Here is a 25,367-nt window from a genome sequence, read left to right on the forward strand (position 1 = left end):
CCACTCCACCACACCACATGGCCGTCCCCGCGTCACCCCCGCCACGGGAGCGGGCGTCACAGGCCCACGTCACGGCCGCGGAGGTCGTCCAGGGACTCGCGCCGGACCAGGAGCCGTGCGCGGCCCGCGCGCACCGCGACCACCGGCGGGCGGCCGACCATGTTGTAGCCGGAGGCCATGGACAGCTGGTAGGCGCCCGCCACCGGGACGGCGAGCAGGTCCCCGGCCCGCAGGTCGTCGGGCAGCGGGACATCGGCGGCGAGGACGTCGCCGGCCTCGCAGTGCCGGCCCACCACCGTCACCCGGGCCGTCGCCCGCGTCGGGTGCCGGCCGATCAGCCGGGGCGCGTAGCGGGCACCGTACAGAGCGGGTCGTGGGTTGTCGCCCATGCCGCCGTCGACGGCGACGAACGTGTGCCCGGCCGTGTGTTTGACGGACAGCACCCGGTACACGGCGACGCCCGCCGGGCCCACGACCGCCCGGCCCGGCTCGATGATCAGGCGGGGCACGGCCAGCCCCGCGGCCTCGCACGCCGCCGTGAGTTCGGTACGGATCGTGCGGGCCAGCGCGGTCAGGTCGAGGGCCCGGTCCCCGGGGCGGTAGGCGATGCCGTGCCCGCCGCCCAGGTCGAGTTCGGGCAGCACCAGGCCGTGCCGCTCGTGCAGCCGCGCCATCAGCGCCACCAGGCGGCGCACGGCCCGCGCATAGGGCTCGACGTCGGTGATCTGCGATCCGAGGTGACAGTGCAGGCCGGTCAGTTCCAGCTGCGGCTGGTCGAGGATGCGGGCGATCGCCCGTTCGGCGCCGCCGTCCGCCATGGACAGCCCGAACTTCTGGTCGTCGGTCCCGGTACGGATCTTCTCGTGGCCGCCGGCGCTGATGCCGGGCACGACCCGCACCATCACCCGCTGCCGGCCGGCGGGTCCGACGGCGGCGGCCAGCCGGGCGATCTCCGAGGGGCCGTCGATGACGATGCGGCCGGCCCCGAGGCGCAGCGCGGCCCGCAGGTCCGCCGGGGACTTGGCGTTGCCGTGCAGCACGATGCGTTCGGGCGGGAAGCCCGTGGTGACCGCGAGTTCCAGCTCGCCCGCCGAGCACACGTCGAGGCCCAGATCCTCCTCGTCCACCCAGTGGATCAGGGCGCGGCACAGGAACGCCTTGGCCGCGTAGAGGACTTCGGCGTCGGGGAAGACGTTCCGGTACGTGCGGCAGCGTTCGCGCACCTCGCTCTCGTCGAGCACGTACACGGGCGTGCCGAAGCGCTCGGCGATCTCGGCCAGCGGCACCCCGCACACGGCGATGTCACCGCGGTGCGGCTCGGTGCTGGACGCGGGCCACACCGCCAGGCCGGCCGCCGGGGTGGTGGGTACGGGTTCGTCGACGACGCTCATCGGGGCACCGCCTGTGCGCCGGCCGTCAGCGCCGCGGTCAGGGGCGCCGGCGTCGCGGGGGCGAGGGAGGCGGGCGCGGGGGCCGGCGCGGAGAGCTGCGGGTCCACCGTGACGAGGGTGATGCCGAGCGGGGCGAGCAGCGCACGCAGCGCGGGCTCGGCCAGTTCGATCCACGCCTGCTCACGGCCGAGGGTCGCGGTCAGACGCCGCTGCGAGGTGAAGCCGACGGCCGTGCGGCTGCCCAAAGGAGTGCGGAAGACCCGGAAGACACAGAGCGCGTCTCCCCGTGGTCCCGGCCGGACCGGGACGAACAGGCGTCCGGCCGGGTGCCGATCGGCCGGCTCGGGGTCGTCGTCCAGGAGTTCTGTCATGGGATGCCTCCGACAGGATCCGTGTTCGTGGGGGCTGCTCGACCGCCCCGGCCGTGGGGAGGCCGGGGCGCCCGCGTCGACGTTATGCCCCGCCGTCGCGGCCTCCGGCGTCCCATGACGCGACGCTGACGGGCGGCGGTCCGACGCTGACGGACCCCTGACACCGGCGGCGACGGCCGCGCCGGCACCGACACCGGCGGCAGCGGGCCCGGACGGGCACACCGCCGTCCTCCCCGCCCGGCCTGCCCGGCCCGCTCGGCCTGCCCGGCCACGGTACGGCTTGGCTACGACCGGCCCCGATGAACAACCGGCACGAGGTGTGCGGGGCACGGCGGGAGGCGCGGTCCCGCTGTGCGCGCTGCGCTGTGCGGCGTTGCTCGCCGCGCTGCTGTGGGTGCGCCCGGTGTGCACCGACGCCTCGCCCGGCGGGTCCCACACGGTGGTCGCCGCCTCCGGTCAGGCCGTCACGGCGGTCGCCGGGGCGGCGGCAGCGGCCGAGGAGGCGAGCCAAGTCTGCCCCCACGCTCGGCACCGGCCGGGTGTCGCGCACTGCCGGCCGGCGACCGGGGCCGTCCCGAACTCCGCGTCCCCCGTGCCGGTGCCGCGCCCGCGGACGGCGGACGTGTGCGCCCCGCGGGCGCCCGACGCGCCGCCGGCCCCCGCCCCCGCGGCCGGCCTCACACACACCCGGCATCCACCGACTCCGGGTTCAGCGGACGTAGCAGCGGCACGCACCCCCTCGGACCCCCGGTCCGGCGCTCGTGCGCACCGCCATGCCTGCCGATGCCCCGGCCCCGCGGGACGCGCGGTCTCAGTGCGGGTGGGGTTCGTCGCGGTGAGCGGGACCGTGCGGTGCCTCGCAGTGGCCGGGGCCGTCGGTCCGCTCGCCGGGACGGGTGACGTGGAGGACGGCTGCGGCGGCGTGGTCGACCTGGAGGGTGGTGTGGGTGATGCCGTAGTCGCGCCGCAGCAGTGCCTCCAGGTCCCGGCGGACGGCGTGGCAGTCGCCGTCCGGGTCGACCAGGACGTGCGCGGACAGGGCCGGCTGACCCGAGGTGATCTGCCAGACATGCAGGTCGTGGACCTCGGTGACGGACGGCCGGCCGGCGAGGGTGTCGCCCAGCAGGTCCGGGTCGACATCGGCGGGGGCGGCCTCCAGGAAGATCCGGCCGGAATCGCGCAGCAGCCCGTACCCGGCCCTCGCCATCAGGGCGACGACGACGAGCGTGGCGAGGGCGTCGGCCCGCGCGAAGCCGGTGAGCACCACGATCAGGGCGGCGACGGCCGTGCCGACGAAGGCGAACAGGTCGTTGAGGATGTGCTGGTAGGCGCCCTCGACATTGAGCGAGGACCGGTTGGCCTTGGAGATGCACCAGGTCGCGGCGATGTTCACGGCGATCCCGGCGAGCGCGGTGACCAGCATCGCACCGCCCTGCACCTGCGGTGGCGCGATCAGCCGGCGCACCGCCTCGTAGGCGAGCCAAGCGCCGAGCAGCAGCAGGGTCAGCCCGTTGGCCTGGGCGGACAGGATCTCGGCCCGCTTCAGGCCGTAGGTGAAGCCGCCGCGCGCCGGGCGGGCGGCGAGCCGCATCGCGACGAGTGCGAGCACGATGGAGACGGCGTCGGTGAGCATGTGCGCCGCGTCCGAGATCAGCGCCAGGGAACCCGCGACGATGCCGACGGCGACCTCGGCGGCCATGAACACCGTGATCAGCGTGAGCGCGATGGCCAGCCAGCGGCGGTCGGCGTCCGCGGCCACGCCGTGCGCGTGCCCCGCGTGGCCGCCCGCGCCGTGGTCGAGCCCCACGCCGTGGTCGTGCTCGCTCATCTCGTGTGCCTCCCCGCTCGCGACGGATGCCCGACTCGCAGTGAAACGCATGCCCGGGGAAAACGCCAAAGACTGCACCGGTGACCGTTGTCATGTCCGTCAATAGCCCGCTGACCTGCGCGCATACCCGGCAGGACCGGGGCGGTCCAGGAGGCCGTCGCGGCGGGCGAACCTTCACGGGGGCCGGGGCGTCACAGGGACGACCGACCGTCCTGCGAAGGGAGCACCCCCATGTCCGCCGTAACCCGTGCCACCCGCTGCCCGCTGTCCCGGCTCGTGCTCACCGCGGCGGTGCTGTGCGCCGCGGCGGCGTGCGGTGAGCGGACCGTCCCGCTGCGGACCAAGCCCACGCCCGTGACCGGCTGGAAGGAGCCCACCGCGTACACGTACACGCTGACGTCGAGCGCGGGGGAACGGGCGCTGATCGGCACGTTCCGGGTGATCGTCGGCGACGGCGAGGTGGTGGACGCCGTCGGACTCGACGAGAGCGCCCGGCGGGTCGTGAAGCGGTCACCTGGTGTCGTACCCACCCTTCAGGACCTGCTCGCCGAACTCGACGGGGCACGGCGCGAGGGGGCCGCGACGGCCGAGGCGGACTTCGCGGCCGACGGACACCCGACGCGTATCGCGCTGGACCGGGAGAAGAACGCGCTCGACGACGAGGCCCTGTACGTCATCGGCGACTTCCGGCCCGGCCGTCCCTGACCGCACCGGCAGGACGGCGGGCCCAGGAAGACCGCGGCGTCAGGCAGGACGGCGGTCCCCGGAAGACCGTGGCATCAGCAGAACGGCGGTGTCAGGAGGACGGCGGCGCCGGGCTCGGGCCCATCCCGGACATGTGGACGATCGTGCCGCCGGTCCTGGTCCGGAACCGTTCAAGCGACTCCCGCTCGGCACTGATCACCCAGCGGGATCCCACCAGGAAGTCCCCCTGGTACATGCCCGCGGTCTCCAGCCAGGTCCGCTGGAACCGCTCCTCGGGGAAGGTGGTGATGAGGTAGTCGGCGCGCTCGGTGTGGCAGACGCCCTGCCGCAGCTCGTCCGCCTCGATCCGGATCTTGGCCGTGCAGTCGGTCAGGCGCGCGATGACCTCGACCTTCGCCGGCGCCACGACCTGGGCCTGCACCGCGGAGATCGCGGGAGTCCCCGACGCCCCGGGCGCACGCGCCGCCTCGTCCTCTCCCCCGCCGCAGGCCGCGGACAGGGGCAGCAGGGCCACGCTCGCGGCGTAGGCGGCCGCACGGACCAGACGGGCGGGAGAAGGGGTGCTGCCGGGGTGTGATCGCTGCTGCTGGGGCACGTCGCTCCCTCCGTCGGGGGCCTGCGTCGTCCGCGCGGCGGACGGACTGTCGAGGGGAGATACGGGCGCACGCGGGTCTGCGTTCACCCGATGCGGTGATCGCACACATGTCGCCGTCCCCGCGCCGCGGACCCGCCGCCCCGGCGGACTTGCGGGCCGATCGCCGTCGCCGGCGCGGTGTCCCGGCAGACGCGGCGGCCGCACCCGGCGCACCTCACCGGCACTTTATGCACATGATCGACTACGTTGCGTGTCCATGGTGGCTTGGTCGGTACGTCGCGAGCACCGGCCCGTGTCACGGGCCGGAGCGGCACTGGTGGTGCTGCTCGCCGCGCTGGTCCACGTGCTCGGCTGCGCCCACGGCCCGGCACCCGCGGGATTCGTACGGGCCGACACTCCCCTGCCGGCCGCGGCGGCCTGCGACCAGGCGCCGCCGCCCTTCGCCGTGCCGGTCACGCAGCCGGCGCCGCCCTCGGGGGACGACCTGGCGCAGTGCTGGGACACCGACGAGCCCACGGTGCAGCCGCCCCGGGACATCGCCTCGCCCGTTCCCGCCGTGGACGAGGCCGCGGCGCCCGCCGCCGGTGACGACGGACTCCCCGCCGCGAGGACGGGCCCGCCCGCCGGTCCGGCGCCCGGACCGGCCACGGCCGGCCGGTCGAGAGCCCGCCTGGGCGTGTGGAGGTCCTGACCGTACCGCGAGCCGCGCGACGCGCCATGGCCCCGTGCCTGCCGCCGCGCTGCGCTCCGACCGATCGGACCCCCGCTCCTTCGAACCACGGCGGCCGGCACCTGAGCGTGTTCACCGGCCGCGGGAGAAGCACGCCATGCAGCAGCACGACGGCACACCGGTGCCGCAGTCCCCCGCCCAGCAGTCCCCCATCCAGCACTCCCCCGTCCCGTTCGCGTCCGCGCCGCACTCCCCCGCGGGGCTGCTCGCCGACGCCAAGCATCCGCTGCACACCCCCGCCGGCCTCGTCGGTGACACCCCCGTCCTGTGGATCGGGGACCCCTTCACGGCCGCCGGACGCGGCTTCTGGGCCAAGCTCGAAGGGCACAACCCCGGTGGCATCAAGGACCGCACCGCCCTGTACATGGTCCACGCCGCCCGTGAGCGCGGCCGGCTGCTGCCGGGCGCCCGCATCGTCGAGTCGACGTCCGGCACCCTCGGCCTCGGTCTGGCCCTGGCCGGCGCGGCGTACGGCCACCCGGTCACCGTGGTCTCCGACCCCGGCATGGAGCCCCTGATGACGGGCCTGCTCACCGCCTACGGCGCCGAGGTCGACCTGGTCGGCGACCCGCATCCGGACGGCGGCTGGCAGCAGGCCCGCCGCGACCGCGTCACCGAGCTGCTCGCCGCCGACCCCGACGCCTGGTGCCCGGACCAGTACCACAACCCGGACAACGTGGCCGCCTACGCCCCGCTCGCCCACGAACTCGTCGCCCAACTCGACCGTATCGACGCCCTGGTGGTCTCCGTGGGCACCGGCGGCCACTCCGCGGGCATCGCCTCCGTGCTGCGCGGCTTCTTCCCCGGGCTGCGCGTGGTCGGCGTGGACACCACCGGCTCCACCATCTTCGGTCAGCCCGCGGCGCCGCGTCTGATGCGCGGCCTGGGCAGCAGCATCTACCCGCGCAACGTCGCCTACGGCCTCTTCGACGAGGTGCACTGGGTGGCCGCGCCCGAGGCGGTGTGGGCCGCGCGCCGGCTGGCCCGGCACCACTACGCCACCGGCGGCTGGAGCGTGGGCGCGGTGGCCCTGGTCGCCCGCTGGCTGGCCCGCACCCTGCCCGCCGAGGACCGCATCGCCGCCGTCTTCCCCGACGGACCGCAGCGCTACGTCGGCACCGTCTTCGACGACGCCTACTGCCGGCGGCACGGTCTGCTCGGGCACCCGCCCGCCGACGAACCGGACGAGATCGGCGAGGCGGGCGAGCGGGCCGTCACCCGCTGGACGCGCTGCACCCACGTCACCGACCCGCTCGCGGGCGGCGGCCTCCCCCGGCTCACGGGGGCCGCACGATGAGGAACCTGTGGCGGCAGACCCGCTCCTTCCCGCCCGCCGTACGGCTGCTGATGGCCAATCAGCTCGCCATCAACCTCGCCTTCTACATGCTCATGCCCTATCTGGCCGTCCATCTCTCCGGTGCGCTCGGCCTCGCCGCCTGGGCGGTGGGACTGGTGCTGGGCGTGCGGAACTTCTCCCAGCAGGGCATGTTCCTCATCGGCGGCACCCTCGCGGACCGCTACGGCTACAAGGCCCCGATCATGGCGGGCTGTCTGCTGCGCACGGTCGGTTTCGGGCTGCTCGGCTGGGTCGACAACCTGCCCGCCCTGCTGGTCGCCTCCGCGGCGACCGGGTTCGCGGGCGCGCTGTTCAATCCGGCCGTGCGCGCCTATCTCGCCGTGGAGGCGGGTGAGCGCCGGGTGGACGCGTTCGCCGTCTTCAACGTGCACTACCAGGCAGGCATGTTGCTCGGTCCACTGGTCGGACTCGGCCTGCTGGCAGCCGACTTCAGGCTGGTCGGCACGGCGGCGGCGGGCGTCTTCGGCGCGCTGACCCTGCTGCAGTGGCGCGCGTTGCCGGCCCGGCGCGACGCGGCGGCCGGCACCGGCGCCGGCACCGGGCGCGAGGGGGTGCTGGCGCAGTGGCGCGGTGTGGTGGCCAACCGGCCGTTCCTGCTCTTTGCCACCGCCATGATCGGGTCGTACGTCCTGACGTTCCAGGTCTATCTGGCTCTCCCGCTGGCCGCCGCCGACGCCCTGGGCGCGAACGGCACGGCCGTCACCAGCGGCCTGTTCGTGGTGTCGGCGGCCGTCGCCGTGCTGGGCCAGCTCCGGCTCACCGGCTGGGCGAGGAAACGCTGGAGCGGCCATGAGGCGCTGGTGCGCGGGCTCACGGCGATGGGGCTGGCGTTCGTGCCGCCGGCGCTCGTGCCGCACCACGCCGCGGCGGCGGTGGTCGCCGCCCTGCTGACCGCGGTCGTGCTGCTCGCGGCGGGCGGCGCCGTCGTCTACCCCTTCGAGATGGACACCGTCGTCTCGCTCGCCGGCGACCGGCTGGTCGCCACCCACTACGGCCTCTACAACACCGTCTCCGGGCTGGGCATCACGCTCGGCAACCTCGCCACGGGGGCGCTGTGGGACTTCGCCGTACGGCACGACGCGCTCTGGCTCGCCTGGGGCGCCCTGGCCGGGACGGGCCTCGGGTGCGCCGCGTCGATCGCCGCGCTCGCCCGCACCGGACGGCTGACCGTGCGTCAGCCGCAGCGGCTGACCGCCTGACCGGCGACTCGCCGAGTCGGGTGAGCACCGGGGTGCGGGGCACCGGCTGCCCCGCACCCCGGTGCTCGCCGGGCCGTGGGCGGAGCTGTTCCCGGTCACCGGTCAACCGCCGTGGGAGAAAGGCGTGTTCGGGCCGAGGTCTCGCAGGCGGGGTGGCCGTGGTCTTCGGCTGCGGCCCCCTGCACGGCTGCGCCTGGGCCACCAACTGCCGCCAGGTCCCGCAGCGCCCCAAAGCAAAGGGGCGCGGGGAACTGGGCGCCCGGCCACGACGCTCCCGCAGCCGAACGACCGTCGCACCACGGTGGGTAGGGTGCTGGTGTGCAGCGGATTCTGGTGGTGGGTGTCACCGGTGCGGGCAAATCCACGCTCGCCCGGGCGGTGAGCGCTCGACTGGGGCTGCCCTACCACGAGATGGACGCGCTGTACTTCGACGGCCCCGGCTGGTCCGTGAACGCCGCACTGGCCGAGGACGTGGCGGCGCTCACCGCCGAGCCCCGCTGGGTCTTCGACTCGCTCGGCTACCCGGAGGTCCGCGACCTCATGTGGGAGCGGGCGGACACCGTCCTCTGGCTGGACTACCCGCGAAGGGTCGTGATGCCCCGCATCCTGCGCCGGTCCCTGCGGCGCACGGTGATGCGCGAGGTGGTCTACGGCGGCAACAGGGAGACCTGGCGGGACTGGCTGACGCGGCGGCACCCCGCCTGGTGGGCCTGGTCCCAGCACCGGGCCCGCCACCGCGAGATCGAACGACGCGTCCACGACCCGAGGTTCGCCCCGCTCACGACCCACCGGTTCGGCCGGCCCGTCGCGGCGGCGCGCTGGCTGGCGACCCTGTGAAGCGGCCGGTCGGCTATCGGATGGCGCTTTTCGGGGGGCGTTCGCGTAGGGCGCCGTATCCGATGAAGTACGCGGGGAGCCGGCGCAGTAGCCGGGAGTTGGCGAGCAGACCGGCCGCGTGCCGGGCCCTGCGCACATCGCCGAGGGGCGGGCGGCCCTCCAGGACGGGGGCGATGAGGCGGGCGTGGGCCAGGCGTTGCAGCCCCTGGGTGGCGACGGTGGTGGGGCGGCGGCGACGCTGGACGGCGCGCACGTCGTGCAGGCCCACGGTGCCGCGGCGCAGCGGCCCCACCAGATGACGCGCGGCGGCCACGGCGTCCTCGACGGCGAGGTTGATGCCGATGCCGAAGACCGGGGACATCGCGTGGGCGGCATCGCCGATGCACAGCAGGCCGGGCCGGTGCCAGCGGCGCAGCCGGTCCAGGCGGACGTCGAGGAGCCTGACCTCGTCCCAGGAGCGCAGCCGTCCGACGCGGTCCGCGATCCAGGGGACGGCGGTGGCGAACTCGGCGCGGAAGCGGTCGAGCCCGGCGGCGCGGCGGCGGGCGTCGGAGCCCTTGGGGATGAGGGCGGCGCACTGCCAGTAGTCCCCGCGGTCGATCATCGCGGTCAGGAAGCGGTCGCCCGCGGCACCGACGAGTCCGCGCGGATCCCCCGCGTGCCGGGGCAGCCGGAACCACCAGGCGTCCATCGGGCAGCGGTAGCGGCGCAGCCCCAGCTCCGGCCGGGAGCGGGCCAGGGAGCCGCGGCCATCGCAGGCGACGGTGAGCAGGGCGCGCAGCTCTCCGTGCCGGCCGTCCCGGGTGCGGTAGCGGACGCCGGTCACCCGGCCGCGCTCGACCAGGAAGGATTCGGCCTCGGTGCCCATCCGCAGCTGGAAGGCGGGTTCGCGCCGGGCCTCGTCCGCGAGCAGGTCCAGGAGGTCCCACTGGGGCACCATCGCCACGTAGTTGTACGGGCCGCGCAGCACCGCGAGGTCGGCGACCGTGACCTGCGACCGGCCGGCCCCGACGGGCATCTGGACGGTGTGCACCCGGCGCTGCGGGAGCCGGGCGAACCTCTCGGCCAGGCCCAGGTCGTCCAGCAGGGCGAGCGTCGAGGGGTGCACGGTGTCGCCGCGGAAGTCGCGCAGGAAGTCCTCGTGCTTCTCCAGGACCGTCACCTCGACACCGGCCCGGGCCAGCAGCAGGGCGAGCACCATGCCCGCGGGACCGCCGCCCACGACACAACATGTGGTCCGTTCCATCACAGCCCTGCCTTTCCGGAGAGCAGCGGTTGGCCACCATTAATTCATCACTCAGTGAATAGTGTACTCGCCGGGCCCCCGCCACGGCATCCTGAAGGAGCCGGATTCCGGTGGCGGGCGCGCGCCCGCCACCGGAATCCGGCTCCGCCCCCTTGGGCGCGGGTGCGGTCAGTCGCCGGGCACGGCCGGGCGCGGGTGGCGCGGTGTCAGCTCCGTCTCGATCAGCCGGTTCAGATGGCGGCGGGCGTCCTGCGTGGTCAACGGCGGTGCCTGCCGCAGCCGTTGGAGCGCGAGCCCGTCGGCGAGGGCGGCGAAGCGAACCGTGAAACCGTCGATGTCGGCGCAGTCCGCGTCGCCGTCGGCGACGGCGCGCGCCGCGAGGGCGCGGATCTGCTCGTGCCAGTCCCGGTAGCGGTCCGCCTGCCCGCGGGCGAACGGCTGGTCGCGGTCCTGCTCGCCGGCGTTCCAGTACTCGAACCACATCCGCCAGTGGCGGTCGGTGTCCTCGGTGAACAGGGCGTCCACCAGCAGCCGCAGCGCCTGCGCTCCGCTGGTCGCGGCCTCGGCGGCCCGGCTGAGGGCCGCGTAGTAGCCCTCGATGTGCAGGACCATCGCCTCGGAGAGGATTTCCTGGACGCTGCCGAAGTGGTAGGTGACGGTGCCGACGGACACCCCTGCCGCGGCCGCCACGTCCCGGACGCCCACCGACCCGTAGCCGCGTTCGGCGATCAGCGGGACGGCCGCCTCGACGATGAGGCGGCGGCGCACCTCCGTGGGCTGCCGGGTGCGGTCGGCGGCGGCCACGGCACGGCGCGGAGTCCTGGCCGCCGTCATCCGGAGGTCCGCGGGGTGGTGTGGTGCCAGGCGCGCTTGGCCACTGTCTCTCCGTTCGCCCGTGCCTCGATGTGGCTGTCCATGATGAACTCGGTGGCCGTGGCCCGCAGTCCGGTCCGGGCGACCACCTCGGCCCGCCAATCCTCGCCGCGGGTGAGCCGGATCGTCCACTCGGAGACGGCACGGGCGGACAGCGGGTCCGCCTCGCGGATCCGGTAGGTCTCGCGTGCGCTCTCCTCGTACTTCAGGCCGTCCGGATAGGTCCGCGAGCCGCCGTAGTCCGGGTCGACCTGAAGGGTCCACTCCCCCGCCGCCACGTCCCGGGTGACGAGGCGTTCGGGGCGCCGTACGGCCGGCCGGTCGTGGGTCACGGGCAGGGGCGGCGCCTGCTCGGGTTCCTCGAACCGGATCGGCGGCTCCTGCCCCGCGGCGCGCACCGGCAGCAGCAGGCTGCTGCGGGCGGGGAGCACGGTCAGCTCGCCGCGTTCGCCGTGCGGCCACACCCAGGGCCAGTACGCGTCGCTGACGGCGGCCCGGACGCGGTGGCCGGGCGGGAACGCGTAGCCGATGCCGGTGAGTTCGATATCGATGTCCTCGTACGTCCCAGGAGTCCAGTCGTCGGCGCGGTCCCGTCCGTTGCGGCTGAGCAGATTGAGCACGCCGCGGGTGACGAGGGTGGAGGAGCCGTCGGGGGCGACGTCGCACAGCCGGACGACGACATGGGCGCGCGGGGTGGCGCTGTCGAGGCGGAGCCGGACCCGCGGGCGGCCCAGGATCTCCATCCGTTCGTCCAGCGGCGCCGTGTCGAAGCAGACCGAACGCCCGTCCTCCTCGCGCTGGTCGGGCGGCAGATCGCCCGGGTTGCCGAACGGGAAGAACCGGCCGGCGTCCACGCCGGTGTGCTGCGGCGAGCGGACGGTGACGGGCGCGGTGTCCGCTCCGAGCGGGCAGGCGTGCCAGGTGATGCTCGGCGACGGCCAGGCGTCGTCGCCGACCCAGCGGCCCGGCATCACGTCGTAGGTGGTGGCGGGCGGGACCGGGTCGTTGATCCAGGACCGCAGCAGCGGTTCGGCCATCACCCCGGTGTCCCGGTCCTTCAGGTGCTGGTCCCACCAGCGCAGGGTCTCCTGGAGGAAGCCGATGGCGGGGCCGGGCGGCAGTTCCCGGTCCGGGTACTGGTGCGACCAGGGGCCGATCAGGCCGCGGACCCGGTCGTGCGGCAGGTGCTCGACCAGCCGCAGCACCGTGTCCCGGTAGGGGTCGTGCCAGCCGCCGACGGCGAGGACCGCGGCGTCGATGGCGCCGTAGTCCTCGCAGACGCTGCCGTGCCGCCAGTAGGCGTCGCGTTCCTGGTGGGCGAGCCAGGTGTGCAGCAGCGGTTCGAGGGCGTCGAGGCGTGCGCGCCACATCGGCAGCCACCTCTCGGCGCCGACCACGGCCGGGTCCGGCGGCCGGGACGCGAAGGCGAGCATGGTGCCGGCCCAGGCGGCCATGTCGATGCCGAGGACGGCGCCGCCGGTGTAGTGCACGTCGTTGTCGTAGCGGTCGTCGGTGGAGCAGACGGTGACGATCGCCTTCAGCGGCTCGGGGGCCAGGGCCGCGATCTGCAGGGCGTTGAAGCCGCCCCAGGAGATGCCGAACATGCCGACGCGGCCGGTGCACCAGGGCTGGGCGGCCAGCCATTCGACGACGTCCACGCCGTCGGCGAGTTCCCGGGCGTCGTACTCGTCGCCGGGCGTGCCCTCGCTGTCGCCGTGGCCGCGGATGTCGACGCGTACGGAGGCGTAGCCGTGGCCCGCGTACCAGGGGTGGCGCTGGGCGTCGCGCGGCGCGGTCCAGTCGCTCTTGCGGTAGGGCAGGTATTCCAGGAGCGCGGGCACGGGGTCGTCCTCCGCGTCGGCGGGCCGCCAGACGCGGGCGTGCAGCCGGGTGCCGTCCCGGGTGGGGATCCACAGGTCCTCGCGGACGACCCGGCGCTCGAAGTGTGCGCGGTACTTCACGCGGCTCCTTCCGTTTCCTCGGCCGCCGCGGCGGCCGCTGCGTGGGGTTCCGGGGGCACCGGGTGCCAGCGGCGCACCCGGTGCCCGTCGCCCAGGTCCGTCCACACGTCGTCCGGTGTGGCGGCGTCCCTCCAGTCCAGGGCCGCGTCCGGTGTCCGGCCGGCGCGCGGCCGGGCCTTGGGGTCGGGTTCCAGGGCGGCGGCCATCAGCCGGCGCGTGTAGGGGTGGCCGGGTGCGGCGAACACGGCCTCGGTGGGCCCTTCCTCGACCACCACGCCGTGCCGCAGTACGACGACCCGGTCGGCGATGCCCCGTACGACGGCCAGGTCGTGGCTGATGAACAGGCAGGCCAGCTCGCGTTCCCGGCGCAGGTCGTCCAGCAGGCGCAACACGTCGGCCTGGACGGAGACGTCGAGGGCGGTGGTGATCTCGTCGGCGATCAGCACGTCGGGGCGGCCGGCCAGGGCGCGGGCGATGCCGATGCGCTGGCGCTGACCGCCGGAGAGCTGTGCGGGCAGCCGGTCGGCCAAGGCCGGGTCGAGCCGTACGTCGGCGATGAGGGCCCTGGCACGGTCCGCGGCCTCGGCGCGGTGGGCGGCCGTGCCGAACAGGCGCAGCGGGTGGCGGATCGCGTCGCCCACCGAGCGGCGCGGGTTGAGGGAGGTGTCGGCGTTCTGGAAGACGAGCTGGACCCGGCGGCGCAGCTCGCGCGGTCGGTCACGGGCGGGGCGGGCGAGGTCGCCCGCCGGGTGGGTCATGGTGCCGCCGGACGGGGTGCGCAGCCCGGCGAGCGCCCAGGCGAGGGTGGACTTGCCGCTGCCGGACTCGCCGACCAGGGCGAGGACTTCGCCGCGCCGCACGTCGAAGGAGACGCCGTGCACGGCGCGCGTCGCGCCGTAGTCGATGCTCACGTCCCGCGCGGTGACGGCCACCGGGGCGTCGGCGGGCACGGCGCTTTTCGGCCGCACCTCCCGTTCGCCGTCCTCGCCGACTCGCGCGAGCCCGGTGTCGTCCAGGCGCGGCACGCTCGCCAGCAGACGGCGGGTGTATGGATCGCGCGGCGCGGCGAACAGACGGCGGGTGGGTGCCGACTCGACCACGCGGCCGGAGCGCAGCACGGTCACCTCGTCGGCCGTGTGGGCGACGACGCCGAGGTCGTGACTGACCAGCACGGCGGCCAGGCCGAGTTCGTCGCGCAGGGCGCCGATCAGGTCGAGGACGCCGCGCTGGGTGACGACGTCCAGGCCGGTGGTGGGTTCGTCCAGGACGAGGACCTTGGGGCGGGCGGCGACGGCCATGGCGATGGCGACGCGTTGCTGCTGGCCGCCGGAGAGTTCGTGCGGGTAGCGGCGGGCGAGTTCGGCGGGGCGGGGCAGCCGCACCTGGTCGAGCAGGTCGGTCACGGGCACGTCGCCGCCTGCCTCGGCGATCTGCCGGCCGATGCGCATGGTCGGGGTCAGGGCGTGGCCGGCGTTCTGTGCGACCAGGGCGACGGTGCTGCCGCGCAGCCGCCGCAACTGCCGGGCGGGCAGGGCGAAGACGTCCGATCCGGCCACGGTCACCGAACCGCCGGTGATCCGTGAACCGTGCCGCAGATGCCCCAGCAGGGTGGCGGCCACGGTCGACTTGCCGCTGCCGGACTCGCCGACCAGGGCGAGGGTGTGTCCGGGGGCGACATCGAAGGACACCTCGTGCGCGACGGGTATGTCCCGGCCGCCCGCGCGGTAGGCGACGGAGAGGGCGCGGACGCGGACGACCGGTGCGGTGGCCCGGTCTGCGGGCGGCGCGGCGGAGACGGTCGAGGTCATCGGGAGCCCTTTCTGATCCGGTCGACGCCCCATGCCTTGGACAGGCCGTCGGCGGCGAGGTTGAGCCCGACGACGAGGGTGGCCAGGGCGATGATCGGCGCCAGGCTCGCCAGCGGGACGACGGTGATGGCGGTGCGGTTCTCGGCGACCATGAGCCCCCAGTCGGGGGTCGGCGGTGCGGCGCCGAAGCCGAGGAAGGACAGCGAGGAGATCAGCAGCACCACCCAGGAGGCCCGCATGGCGAACTCCACGCACACCACGTCGACGATGTTCGGCAGGACCTCGCGGCGCAGGATCGACCAGGTGCCCTCGCCGCGGGCGCGGGCCGCGGTGACGTAGTCGGCGGGTACGACGGCGAGCGCGGCGCCGCGGATCACACGGACGACCTGGGGGACGTACACGACGGCGACGGCGAGGACGATGACCGCGGGGCCGGTGCCCAGCGCGGTGACGACGACGAGCAGCGCGAGGATCGACGGCACCGACAGAACGGCGTCCAGCACCCGGCCGAGCAGGTCGTCGAACCAGCCGCCGCGCAATGCCGCCGCACAGCCGATCACCGTGCCGAGGGCGACGGTGAGCACGGTGGCGGCGGCCGACACGCCGAGCGCGTACCGGCCGCCGTGCAGCACCCGGGTCAGCACGTCGCGCCCGTACTGGTCGGTGCCCGCCCAGTGGTGCCCGCCCGGGCCGAGCAGCGCCTGCCCGGCGTCGTTCGCGACCGGGTCGTAGGAGGTCAGCAGCGGGGCGAGCAGGGCGATCAGGACGTGGACGGCGACGACGGCCAGACCGATGACGGCGGTGCGTGAGGAGCGCAGGGTGTGCCAGGCGCGGACCGCACGGGCGGCGGCGGTCGCGGGTGCGGCGGGCGCCGGTGTGTCGAGGGTGGTCATCGGGTCCTCCCACGGGTGCGCAGCTTGGGGTCGAGGGCCATGGCGCCGAGGTCGGCGGCGAGGTTGCACAGGGTGTAGACGACGGCGCTGACGAGGGCGACGGCCTGGATGACGGGCAGGTCGCGGTTCTGCACGGAGGACAGCATCAGCTTGCCGATGCCGGGGTAGTTGAAGACGTTCTCGACGACGGCGACGCCGCCGACCAGCCAGGCCACGTTGAGCGCGATGACGTGCAGGGTGGGCAGCAGGGCGCTGGGCAGCGCGTGCCGGGTGACCACCCGCCAGGGGGACAGCCCCTTGAGGCGGGCCGTGGTCACGTACTCGCTCGCCATCACGTCGATCACCGAGGTGCGGGCCATCCGGACGATGTACGCGGCCATCACCACGGCGAGCGCGAGGGCGGGCAGCCACACCGCGGGCAGGAGTTGGCCGACGCTCGCGTCGGGGCCGTAGAGCACCACGGCCGGGAACCAGGGCAGGGCGATGGAGAAGCACAGCACCAGCACGGTGGCGACGACGAACTCGGGCACGCTCATGCCGACCAGGCTGACGGTGGAGATGAGATGGTCGGGCCAGCGGTCCCGGTACAGGCCCGCGACGACGCCGAGCACGAGGGAGCCGGTCACCGCGAACAGGACGGTGACGCCCGCGATCAGCGCGGAGTTGCCGAGGTGGGCGGCCACCTCGCCGCCGACGGGCCGCTGGGAGACGAGCGAGGTGCCGAAGTCGCCGTGCAGGGCGCCCCCCATCCAGTCGAGGTAGCGCTCCCAGGCGGGCCGGTCGAGGCCGAGTCCGGTGCGCAGGGCGGCCACCGCGTCCGGGGTGGCGTCCTTGCCGAGGATCTGCCCGGCGACATCGCCGGGCAGGGCCTGCACGGCGAGGAAGACGAGCACGGAGGAGAGGAACAGGGTGCCGACGGCGGCGAAGACGCGCCGGGCGAGGAACGCGAGCATGCTCAGGCTCCCTTCAGGCCGATGCCCAGATAGTCGAACTCGAAGCCGTGTTCGGCGTAGCCGCGCACCGCGCGGGAGACGCCGACGAGCCGGTCCGCAAACATCGGGGTGATCGCCCCGCCCCGTTCGATCACCATGGTCTGCGCCTCGCCGTACAGGTCGCGGCGCCTGGCGTCGTCGGTCTCGGCGCGGGCCCGGTCGAGCAGGGCGTCGAAGGCGGCGTCGGACCACGCGGTCTCGTTGTAGGCGGAGCCGCCGCGGAAGATCTGGGTGAAGAGTTGGTCGACGGGCCGGCCGGTGAACCAGTAGGTGGCCATCAGCGGCTTCTTCATCCAGATCTGCGTGTAGTACGAGTCCGCCGCCGCCGTCTTCACCTTGACCCGGATGCCGGCCCGTCGGGCCGAGTCCTGGTAGGCGAGGGCCATGGGGGTGAAGAGCGGGTCGTACGCGGAGGTGTACAGCTCGACGGCGAGCCCTTCGTACCCGGCCTTCTTCAGCAGGTGGCGGGCCTGTTCCGGGTCGTGCGCGGGGTGCTCGGCGCGGTGGGCGGGGTCGCTGGGCGGCACCGGGTTGTCCCAGCCCGCGGTGCCCGCGCCCTGCAGCGCCACCTTGACCACGTGGTCGGGGTCGTAGGCCAGTTTCATCGCCTGCCGGACACGGACGTCGGTGAAGGGTCTCTCGGTGGTGAGCATCGGCAGCACGTACCACTGGGCGTCCTTGACGCGGGCGACGGTGGCCCGGTCGGAGGCGGCGACGACGCGCGCCGTGGCGAAGTCCAGGTTGGTCTGGGACAGCAGGTCGACCTGGCCGGCCAGCAGCGCGTTGGAGCGGGCCGACATGTCGGCGACGGAGTAGAAGGCGATGGCGTCGAGGACGGGGCGGCCCGCCCAGTGGTCCTCGAAGGCGACGACGCGCCCGGGTCCCGCCGGGGTGAACGACTCCAGCTTGAACGGGCCGGTGCCGATGCCGGTGCGCCCGGCGGCGCGGGCGCCGCCGTCGGGGATGACGTAGCAGTTGTAGTGCGTGAGCAGGCTCGGGAACTCGGCGTTGGGGGTCTTCAGCGGTACCACGAGGGTGTGCGCGTCGGGCGTGCGCAGCGCGGCCGCTTCGATGAGCGGGGCGAGCACGGCCGCCTGCGGGGACGCGGTCGCCTCGTCCAGGATGTGCCGCAGGGTGTAGGCGGCGTCGGCCGAGGTGAAGGCGCGCCCGTCGTGGAAGGTGACGCCCTTGCGCAGCCGGAACGTCCAGGTGCGGGCCTTGGCGTCGGGCTCCCATGACTCGGCGAGGTCGGCGGCGAGCGCTCCGTCGGCGCCGACCCTGATCAGCCGGTTGTACAGGGCGCCCAGGTATTCGTACGCCGACAGGGCGCCGGCCGGGTCCAGCGTCTCGGCATCGGAGGCGGGGGGCCGTGCGATGCGCAGGGTGCCGCCGCTGTCGGGTGCGCCCTGCCGGTCGCCGGTGGGCGGCACCGGGGCGGCCGAGGCCCCCGTGCAGCCGGACAGCAGCCACGAAGCGCCGAGCGCGGCGGCGCCGGCGAGGACGGAGCGCCGTCGTGGGTCATGGATGTCGGGCATGGACCGACCGCCCCTTCCGACTATTCGTTCAGCGGAACGATTGAGTGAGGTTGCCGAACGATAATGAGCGGGGGGCCGCCAGGCCAACCCGTCGGACGGGAAAATTGACCTCGGAAACCAAGCCGTTACGCGGGCCGCGTGGGGGCCGGCGGCATGCCCGGCGGCGCCAAGAGGATCAGCCTGGAGGGCAACGGGGCGGCGGGGGCGGGGAGTTCGTGGGTATGTGCCGGTGCGTTGTGGCCGGGCGCGCAGTTCCCCGCGCCCCCGGGTACCGGGTGAGTGCGGGGGGTGGGTATGTGCGGGCGTGTGGGGGTTGAGCGCGCAGTTCCCCGCGTCCCTGGGTGGGTGCGGTGCGCGGTCGGTCGGCCCTTGCGCTTGATGCCGGCGCCGAGCGCCGCGGCGTCGTGGACGTGCTCGCCGCGGGTGACTCCGGGCCGCGTGTGCCGTGATCGGACGTCAGCTGGAGTCGGCGCTCGCAGTGTTGCTCGTGTGGTGGGGGCCGGGGTCAGCCCTGGTGTGCGGGGGTCTTCCGGTCGGGCGCCGGGCCCTGGCCCGGCTCGTGCGTGGTCCCGAGGAAGTCCGTCAGTTCGCCCGGTGACCGGTCCTGTGCCCGGGCCAGGGACCAGAACAGCAGGGCCACCCCCATGGCGCCGGGGTCGGCCGAGCCGACGGCGCGTTCACCGACATAGGAGGCGCGTCCGCGCCGGGCCCGCAGCGCGGCCGTGGCCCGGGCGCCCGCGAGGGCGGCGAGGGCGACGTCCCGCAGGTCCTCGCCCGCCTCCAGGGCGTCCCGGGCCGGGACCAGGGCGTCCACCATGGTGCGGTCCCCGGGCTCCGCCTCCCCGACCCGCTGGATCGCGGCGAGTCCCTCGCGTACCCCGCGGGCCCAGGCCGCGCGGTCGTCCCCGGCGGCGAGGGCGCCCGCGATCTCCTGGAACAGCAGCCCGAGCAGGGGGCCGCTGGTGCCGCCGACCTCGTTCAGGAAGACCTCCGCTGCCACCGCGAACGGCGGTTCGGCGGGCCGGGCCGCCAGGGCCGAGACGACCCGGTCGAGCCCTTCGCGGAGGTTGTCGCCGAAGTCGCCGTCGCCGGAGAGCTGGTCGAGGGCGGTGAGGGTGTCGTGCGCGGTGTGGGCCGCCTGCGCGTAGGTGCGCAGGACGAGATGCCGGTCGATGGTCAACGGATCGTCTCCAGTGCGGGGAAGGCGGGGGTGCGGGCCGGTGCGTGCCAGAAGGCGGTCCAGTCCTCGCGCAGGGCGGTCACCGTGACGGAGAAGCCGCTCATGTCCAGGGCCGGTACGAACGTCCCGACGAGCCGGCCGGCCACGCTCAGGCCGCGTTTGTCCAGCAGCTCGGACACCCGGGCGTGGACGGCGTGCAACTCCAGCAGCGTGGTCGCGCCCAGGCCGTTGACCAGCAGCAGGACCCGGCCGGTGGCCGTCGGCAGCGCGTCGAGGACCTGCTGGGTCATGCGGTCGACGAGTTCTTCGAAGCCGGGGTGTTCCAGGGTGGCGGCGGCGCGCTCGCCGTGGATGCCGACGCCGTATTCGAGCGTGCCGTCGGGCAGTGCGAACGCCTCGCCGCCGCGGGACGGGGAGGTCTGGGCGCGCGCGGCGACCGCGAGGCTGCGCGAGGCCGCGGCGAACTCGGTGCCGAGACCGGCGAGTTCGTCGAGGCCGAGGCCGCGGTCGGCGGCGCCGCCGAGGAGCTTTTCCACGATGACGGTGGCGCCGGTGCCGCGGCGGCCGGTGGCGGTCTCGGCGCTGTCGGTGGCGAGGTCGTCGTCGACGAGGACGCGGCGCACGGGGATGCCGTCGGCGCGCAGCCGCTCGGCGGCGATGCCGAAGTTGATGCGGTCGCCGGTGTAGTTCTTCACGACGTGCAGCACGCCGTCCGGGCCGGCGACGGCCCGGGACGCCTCGTACACCTGCCGGTTGTGCGGCGAGGCGAAGATCCGGCCGGGGGCGGCGGCGTCCAGCATGCCGCGGCCGACGAATCCGGTGTGCAGCGGCTCATGGCCGGAGCCGCCGCCGGAGACGATGCCCACGCGCCGCCCGGGGTGGCGGTCGCGGGTGGTGACGTACAGCGGGTCCTCGGTGAGGTGCAGCAGGTCGGGGTGGGCCAGGGTCAGGCCGCGCAGGGCCTGCTCCACGGGGTGCTGCTCGGGCAGGAACAGGCTGTTCACGAGACCTGGGTCCTTTCGGGGAGGTGCGGGGCCGGTGCGCCGGTCGTGGGGACGGGCGCCTCGCCGGCCCCCAGCCGGGTGGTGGCCAGGGCGGAGACGACGGCGACGCCCACGCAGTAGACGATCAGCCAGGCCCAGTGTCCGCCGGCCGCGGACAGCAGGGCGGTGCCGATGAGCGGGGAGAGCCCGCCGCCGAGGGTGGCGCCGATCTGCTGGGTGACCGACAGCCCCGTGTAGCGGACGTTGACCGGATAGAGGTTGGAGAAGAGGGCACCTTGAGCGCCGTACATGGCGCCGTGCCCGATGCCGAGTCCGAGGGTCATACCCAACACGTAGGCCCAGAACTGGCCGGTCTGCAGCAGCAGGAAGAACGGCACGGCCAGGATCGCCTGGAAGAGGGCACCGGCGATGTACACCTTGCGCCGCCCGATGCGGTCCGAGAGGGCCCCGAAGTACGGCAGGGTGCAGCACTCGACGGCGCAGGCGATCAGCACGGCGAGCAGCACGGGACTCTTCGGCAGGTCGAGTTCGGTGGTGACGTAGGTGATCGCCACCACGTAGTAGATGTTGAACAGGCCGCTTTCGGCGATCTTGGCGAGGACGGAGAACAGGACCGTGGCGGGCCGCCGGGTCAGCACCTGGCGCACGGGCAGGCTCTGCACCTCGCGGTCCTCGCGCATCTTGACGAACTCGGGGCTCTCGGTGACGTTCAGGCGCATCCAGATGCCGACGCCGACCAGCAGGATGCTGGCGAGGAAGGGCAGCCGCCAGGCCCAGGAGTCGTACGAGCCGGACGGCAGCGCGTTGTCGAGGACGGTGACCAGGCCCACCGGGATGAGCACGCCCGCCGGGGTGCCGATGTGCACCAGTGAGGTGAAGAAGCCCTGACGGGAGCGCGGGCTGTACTCCAGCGCCATGAGCACTCCGCCGCCGTACTCGCCGCCCATGCCGAGACCCTGGAGCAGCCGGATGGCGACGAGCAGGATCGGGGCGGCGATGCCGATGCTGTCGTAGGAGGGCAGCAGGCCGATCGCGAAGGTGCCCAGCCCCATCATGAGCATGGTGATGATGAGGACGTTCTTGCGTCCGAGGCGGTCGCCGAAGTGACCGAAGAGTATGCCGCCGAGCGGGCGGGCGGCGTAGCCGACGAAGTAGGTGGCGAAGGCGGCGAGGGTGCCCACCAGGGGCGAGGCGTCGGGGAAGAACACCTTGTCGAAGACCAGTGCCGCGGTGGTCGCGTAGAGGGTGAAGTCGTAGTACTCGACGGTGGTGCCGAGGGCGCTGGCGGTGACGACTTTGCGCAGGGACGCCCGGGCGTCGGGCGTGGCGGGCGGTTGGGGCATGCTCGCTCCATTGCGATGGCGGCTCGGACGACACGGTCGGTTCGGCCCCTTCATGCTGCACGGGCGCCGGCCGTGTCCGGAAAGCGGCGGTTCTGCTGACGAGGGACCGCGTGTTAACATCTGATGCATCAGATGTTACATCCGCGCCTAGGGCGCGGCAATACCCGGGAGACCCACGTGAAGGACATCCGGCTCGGCGGCATGATCTCGACCGTCGTCACGCCGTTCGACGCGAACGACGAGGTCGACCTCGACCTGCTGCGCGGCGAGGTGAAGTACCTCCTGGACCAGGGCGTCACCGCGATCTGCGCCTGCGGCAGCACCGGCGAGGGCCAGACGCTGTCCCTGGAGGAGAGCGCGGCGATCTGCGCCACCGTCGTCGACGAGGTCGCGGGGCGCGTTCCGGTCATCGGCGGCGTCATCCAGAACAGCACGGCACAGGCCAAGCGCTACTCGCTGGCGCTGAAGGCGGCCGGGGTCGACGCCCTCCAGGTCACCCCCGTGCACTATGTGTTCGCGCCGTCCCCCGAGGAGACCGTCGCGCACTACCGCGAGATCGGCGAGGCCACCGACCTGCCGATCGTCCTGTACAACGTCGTGCCGTGGGCGCTGGTGCCGGTGGACACCATCGAGATGCTGCGCGACGTCCCGCAGGTCGTGGCCGTCAAGCAGTCGGGCGGCGACATCCACCTGCTCGCCGATCTCCTGCACCGCTTGCGCGACCGGTTCACCGTGCTCGCCGCGCTGGACGACCTGCACTACCCCGCGTTCGTCATGGGCGCCCACGGAGCCCTCGCCGCGATCCCCACCGTCACCCCCCGGCTGAGCGTCGAGTTGTGGGACGCGGTGCAGGCAGGCGACCACGCCAGGGCCCTCGAACTGCACGAGCGCATCCTCACCGTCTGGCGGGCCGTCGACGCGCCCAACCTGCCCGCCACGCTCAAGGCCGCGCTCGAACTGCAGGGCCGCAACCCCGGTCTGCCGCGCCGCCCGTTCCGGCCCGCCACCGAGGCCGAGCGGGAGCGCATCAAGGCCGCCCTGCAAGCGGCTAACCTGATCGATTAGATGCTGTATCCACGGCGCCGGGACCCCACCGGGAAACCGGCGCCGCAGCGACCGTCGGAGAAGAAGGGCGATCATGGCCACCCCGTCCGTCCACAGCCGCCGCGGCACCACCCCGCTCGTCGTGGAGTCGATCTCCGAGCAGCTCTACGCGATCCTGTGCGAGCGGATCACCACCGGCGTCTACGCCCCGGGCTCCCGGCTCGACCCGCAGGCCGTCGCGACCGAGTTCGGCGTCTCCCGCACCCCGGTGCGCGACACCCTGCAACGCCTGGAGCACGACCGGCTCGTCGAGACCCGGCCGCGCTCGGGCACCTTCGTCACCCGGCCCACCCGCAACGACGTGCACGAGGTGTGCCAGCTGCGCAAGGGTCTTGAGTGGCTGGCCACCGGAGTGGCCGCCGAGGCCATGCCGCTGGAGCAGATCGCCGACCTGCGCGAGGAGGCCGTCGCCGCCATCCGGGCGGCCGAGCGGGGCGACTACGAACCGTTCTTCGCCAGCGACACCCGCATCCACCGCGAGATCATCGCCAGCACCGGCAACAGCCGGCTGATCGCGGCCCGCGAGTCGGTCGAACCCTTCGTGTACTGGCTGCGCGTCCTCGGTGCCACCGGCCCGCACCGCCTCGCCGGATCGACCCGGCGGCACCTGGAGATCCTGGACGCCATGGCCGCCCGTGACATCGGCGCCGCCCAGGAGGCCGCCGCGATCCATCTGACCGAAGTCGAGGAGTGGACGCTGGCCGACATGGCCTCCCACTCCATCGTCACCTGACCCTTTCCGAGGTCCGTCGTGAGCACCACCGCACCCCGTACCACCCCCGCCGGCACTGCCTTGCCCACTGCCTTGCCCACCCCCTCGTCCACCACCGAACCGCTCGACACCGTGCTGGCCGGGGCCGCGTCCGCCGCGAAGGCGGCCCGCGGGTCCCGGCCCGCCGACCGCGCGCGCTGGCTGACCGCCGCCGCCGACGCGCTCGACGCCGCCGCGGGGCGTCTGGTCCCCGTCGCGCGCCGCGAGTCGCACCTGCCCGAGGCCCGGCTGTCGGGAGAGCTGCGCCGCACCACCTTCCAGTGCCGCCTGTTCGCCGAGCGGCTGGCCGCCGGCGCCCTGGACGACGTACGCGTCGACCACGCGGACCCCGACTGGCCGATGGGCGCGCGCCCCGACCTGCGCCGCACCATGGTCCCGCTGGGGCCCGTCCTGGTCTTCGCCGCGAGCAACTTCCCCTTCGCCTTCAGCGTCATGGGCGGGGACACCGTCAGCGCCCTGGCGGCCGGCTGCCCCGTCGTCGTCAAGGCGCACCCCGGGCACCCGGAGCTGTCCCGGCTCACCGCGGCCGTCGCCGCCGAAGCGCTCGGGTCCGCGGGCGCCCCGGACCATCTGCTCCAGCTCGTCGAGGGCGAGCGGACGGGCGCCGACGCCGTACGGGACCGCCGGATCAAGGCGGTCGGCTTCACCGGTTCCACGCGCGGCGGACGGCACCTGTTCGACCTGGCCGCCGCCCGGCCCGACCCGATCCCCTTCTACGGCGAACTCGGCTCCACCAATCCGGTCGTCGTCACCCCGGCGGGCTGGGCCGAACGGCCCGCGGACATCGCCGCCGGGTTCGCCGCGTCCTGCACCCTCGGCTCCGGCCAGTTCTGCACGCAGCCGGGCGTCGTGTTCGTCCCCGACGCCGACGCCTTCGTCGCGGCGCTGCCGTCGCTCGGCGCGGGACCGATGCTGAACGAGCACATCGGCGCCGGATACACGGCCGCGCTCGACGGCCTCGCCGCGCGCGAGGGGGTCACCGTGGCGCTGCGCGCGCCCGGAGCGGACGGGCACCCGGACGTCGTCCTGCTGCGCACCACCACCGACGCCGTCCTGGCCGACCCCTCGCTCATCGCCACGGAGGTGTTCGGGCCCGCCTCGCTCCTCGTCGAGTACGGGACCCTGGCCGACGTCGAGGCCGCGCTCGCCGGCTTCGAGGGCACCCTGACCGGCACGGTCCAGGGCGGCGCCGCCCTGGACGACGACGGGCGGCGGATGCTGGACCTGCTCGCCGAGCACGCCGGACGCGTCATCTGGAACGAGTGGCCGACCGGGGTCACCGTCAGCGACGCCCAGCAGCACGGCGGCCCCTGGCCGGCCTCGACCGCGCCGACCACGACGTCCGTCGGTACGGCGGCGATCGACCGGTTCCGGCGCCCCGTGGCGTACCAGAACGTGCCCGCTCCCGCCCTGCCGCCCGAACTCCGCGACCGGTAGGGCCGGCCGGGCCCCGGCGGCCCGGTGACCGCGCACCGGCCGCCCGGGTTCCTGAAAGAAGCGACAGGACGCCGGTGGCACAACGATGAGTTGTGCACTCGCGGTCGCCGATCCACCGGCCCCGTCGGGAGCCGGGGGCGGCAACCGGCGGCACCGGGCCCGTCATGGCGGGCCTCGGCGGGCGGGCCGGACAACCGCCGCACCCC

General features: G+C 74.3%; 22 protein-coding genes. 8 read left to right on the plus strand and 14 right to left on the minus strand.

Annotated elements, in window-relative coordinates; all coding sequences use genetic code 11:
* Positions 1 to 56: 56 nt before the first annotated feature.
* From lysA to AC27LF_RS06340, 3 genes are all read right to left on the minus strand, one after another.
* Positions 57 to 1,391 (minus strand): diaminopimelate decarboxylase, encoded by a 1,335-nt coding sequence (gene lysA, locus AC27LF_RS06330; protein ID WP_479663584.1) that lies wholly within the window; start codon positions 1,389 to 1,391, stop codon positions 57 to 59.
* Positions 1,388 to 1,762 (minus strand): SAV_915 family protein, encoded by a 375-nt coding sequence (locus AC27LF_RS06335; RefSeq protein WP_479663583.1) that lies wholly within the window; start codon positions 1,760 to 1,762, stop codon positions 1,388 to 1,390. The genes lysA and AC27LF_RS06335 overlap by 4 nt, the downstream gene beginning before the upstream one ends.
* An 811-nt stretch (positions 1,763 to 2,573) precedes the next feature.
* Complete coding sequence (locus AC27LF_RS06340; protein ID WP_479663582.1) at positions 2,574 to 3,590, minus strand: cation diffusion facilitator family transporter; 1,017 nt, start codon at positions 3,588 to 3,590, stop codon at positions 2,574 to 2,576.
* A 231-nt stretch (positions 3,591 to 3,821) separates the two neighbouring features.
* Here AC27LF_RS06340 and AC27LF_RS06345 point away from each other — a divergent pair, with 231 nt between their 5' ends.
* Positions 3,822 to 4,295 (plus strand): DUF6174 domain-containing protein, encoded by a 474-nt coding sequence (locus AC27LF_RS06345; protein WP_479663581.1) that lies wholly within the window; start codon positions 3,822 to 3,824, stop codon positions 4,293 to 4,295.
* Positions 4,296 to 4,386: 91 nt separating this feature from the next.
* Here the strand turns inward: AC27LF_RS06345 and AC27LF_RS06350 are convergent, their stop codons facing one another.
* Positions 4,387 to 4,890 carry a hypothetical protein gene (locus AC27LF_RS06350; protein WP_479663580.1) on the minus strand — a complete coding sequence of 168 codons (504 nt, stop codon included), beginning with the start codon at positions 4,888 to 4,890 and terminating at the stop codon, positions 4,387 to 4,389.
* A gap of 256 nt (positions 4,891 to 5,146) precedes the next feature.
* Between AC27LF_RS06350 and AC27LF_RS06355 the strand changes: the two genes are divergently transcribed.
* From AC27LF_RS06355 to AC27LF_RS06370, 4 genes are all read left to right on the plus strand, one after another.
* Positions 5,147 to 5,581 carry a hypothetical protein gene (locus AC27LF_RS06355; protein ID WP_479663579.1) on the plus strand — a complete coding sequence of 145 codons (435 nt, stop codon included), beginning with the start codon at positions 5,147 to 5,149 and terminating at the stop codon, positions 5,579 to 5,581.
* A 136-nt stretch (positions 5,582 to 5,717) separates the two neighbouring features.
* Complete coding sequence (locus tag AC27LF_RS06360; protein ID WP_479663578.1) at positions 5,718 to 6,917, plus strand: PLP-dependent cysteine synthase family protein; 1,200 nt, start codon at positions 5,718 to 5,720, stop codon at positions 6,915 to 6,917.
* On the plus strand, positions 6,914 to 8,176 hold the full coding sequence (locus AC27LF_RS06365) for an MFS transporter (RefSeq protein ID WP_479663577.1): 1,263 nt from the start codon (positions 6,914 to 6,916) through the stop codon (positions 8,174 to 8,176). The genes AC27LF_RS06360 and AC27LF_RS06365 overlap by 4 nt, the downstream gene beginning before the upstream one ends.
* Positions 8,177 to 8,494: 318 nt before the next feature.
* Positions 8,495 to 9,013 (plus strand): P-loop NTPase family protein, encoded by a 519-nt coding sequence (locus tag AC27LF_RS06370; RefSeq protein WP_479663576.1) that lies wholly within the window; start codon positions 8,495 to 8,497, stop codon positions 9,011 to 9,013.
* 13 nt (positions 9,014 to 9,026) lie between these two features.
* On the opposite strand, the gene AC27LF_RS06375 is transcribed toward AC27LF_RS06370, so the two are convergent.
* The 10 genes from AC27LF_RS06375 to AC27LF_RS06420 all read right to left on the minus strand — a co-directional run bounded on the left by AC27LF_RS06375 (position 9,027) and on the right by AC27LF_RS06420 (position 21,848).
* The gene (locus AC27LF_RS06375; protein WP_479663575.1) at positions 9,027 to 10,259 is read right to left on the minus strand and encodes an FAD-dependent oxidoreductase; all 1,233 of its coding nucleotides are present in this window, start codon (positions 10,257 to 10,259) and stop codon (positions 9,027 to 9,029) included.
* Between the two features lie 168 nt (positions 10,260 to 10,427).
* Positions 10,428 to 11,093 carry a TetR/AcrR family transcriptional regulator gene (locus AC27LF_RS06380; protein WP_479663574.1) on the minus strand — a complete coding sequence of 222 codons (666 nt, stop codon included), beginning with the start codon at positions 11,091 to 11,093 and terminating at the stop codon, positions 10,428 to 10,430.
* Positions 11,090 to 13,093, minus strand: a complete 2,004-nt coding sequence (locus AC27LF_RS06385; protein ID WP_479663573.1) for a CocE/NonD family hydrolase — start codon at positions 13,091 to 13,093, stop codon at positions 11,090 to 11,092. Before AC27LF_RS06385 ends, AC27LF_RS06380 begins: the two co-directional genes overlap by 4 nt.
* Positions 13,090 to 14,901, minus strand: a complete 1,812-nt coding sequence (locus AC27LF_RS06390) for a dipeptide ABC transporter ATP-binding protein (protein WP_479663572.1) — start codon at positions 14,899 to 14,901, stop codon at positions 13,090 to 13,092. The genes AC27LF_RS06385 and AC27LF_RS06390 overlap by 4 nt, the downstream gene beginning before the upstream one ends.
* Complete coding sequence (locus tag AC27LF_RS06395; RefSeq protein WP_479663571.1) at positions 14,898 to 15,794, minus strand: ABC transporter permease; 897 nt, start codon at positions 15,792 to 15,794, stop codon at positions 14,898 to 14,900. Before AC27LF_RS06395 ends, AC27LF_RS06390 begins: the two co-directional genes overlap by 4 nt.
* Positions 15,791 to 16,747: an ABC transporter permease gene (locus AC27LF_RS06400; RefSeq protein WP_479663570.1), complete on the minus strand. Its 957-nt coding sequence runs from the start codon at positions 16,745 to 16,747 to the stop codon at positions 15,791 to 15,793. Before AC27LF_RS06400 ends, AC27LF_RS06395 begins: the two co-directional genes overlap by 4 nt.
* A gap of 2 nt (positions 16,748 to 16,749) precedes the next feature.
* Positions 16,750 to 18,321: an ABC transporter substrate-binding protein gene (locus AC27LF_RS06405; RefSeq protein WP_479663569.1), complete on the minus strand. Its 1,572-nt coding sequence runs from the start codon at positions 18,319 to 18,321 to the stop codon at positions 16,750 to 16,752.
* A gap of 505 nt (positions 18,322 to 18,826) precedes the next feature.
* Complete coding sequence (dhaL, locus tag AC27LF_RS06410; RefSeq protein ID WP_479663568.1) at positions 18,827 to 19,501, minus strand: dihydroxyacetone kinase subunit DhaL; 675 nt, start codon at positions 19,499 to 19,501, stop codon at positions 18,827 to 18,829.
* Positions 19,498 to 20,505, minus strand: coding sequence for a dihydroxyacetone kinase subunit DhaK (locus AC27LF_RS06415; protein WP_479663567.1), 1,008 nt, complete (start codon positions 20,503 to 20,505; stop codon positions 19,498 to 19,500). Before AC27LF_RS06415 ends, dhaL begins: the two co-directional genes overlap by 4 nt.
* Positions 20,502 to 21,848, minus strand: coding sequence for an MFS transporter (locus AC27LF_RS06420; protein WP_479663566.1), 1,347 nt, complete (start codon positions 21,846 to 21,848; stop codon positions 20,502 to 20,504). Before AC27LF_RS06420 ends, AC27LF_RS06415 begins: the two co-directional genes overlap by 4 nt.
* Before the next feature lie 177 nt (positions 21,849 to 22,025).
* On the opposite strand from AC27LF_RS06420, the gene AC27LF_RS06425 reads away from it, so the two are divergent.
* The 3 genes from AC27LF_RS06425 to AC27LF_RS06435 all read left to right on the plus strand — a co-directional run bounded on the left by AC27LF_RS06425 (position 22,026) and on the right by AC27LF_RS06435 (position 25,161).
* Positions 22,026 to 22,913 carry a dihydrodipicolinate synthase family protein gene (locus tag AC27LF_RS06425; RefSeq protein ID WP_479663565.1) on the plus strand — a complete coding sequence of 296 codons (888 nt, stop codon included), beginning with the start codon at positions 22,026 to 22,028 and terminating at the stop codon, positions 22,911 to 22,913.
* Between the two features lie 73 nt (positions 22,914 to 22,986).
* Entirely contained in the window at positions 22,987 to 23,685 is a 699-nt protein-coding gene (locus AC27LF_RS06430; RefSeq protein WP_479663564.1) for a GntR family transcriptional regulator, read from the plus strand.
* A 72-nt stretch (positions 23,686 to 23,757) separates the two neighbouring features.
* A complete protein-coding gene (locus tag AC27LF_RS06435; RefSeq protein WP_487227782.1) occupies positions 23,758 to 25,161 on the plus strand; it encodes an aldehyde dehydrogenase (NADP(+)) in 1,404 nt (467 codons plus the stop codon).
* Positions 25,162 to 25,367: the final 206 nt, after the last annotated feature.

The organism is Streptomyces diversicolor, assembly GCF_057537855.1.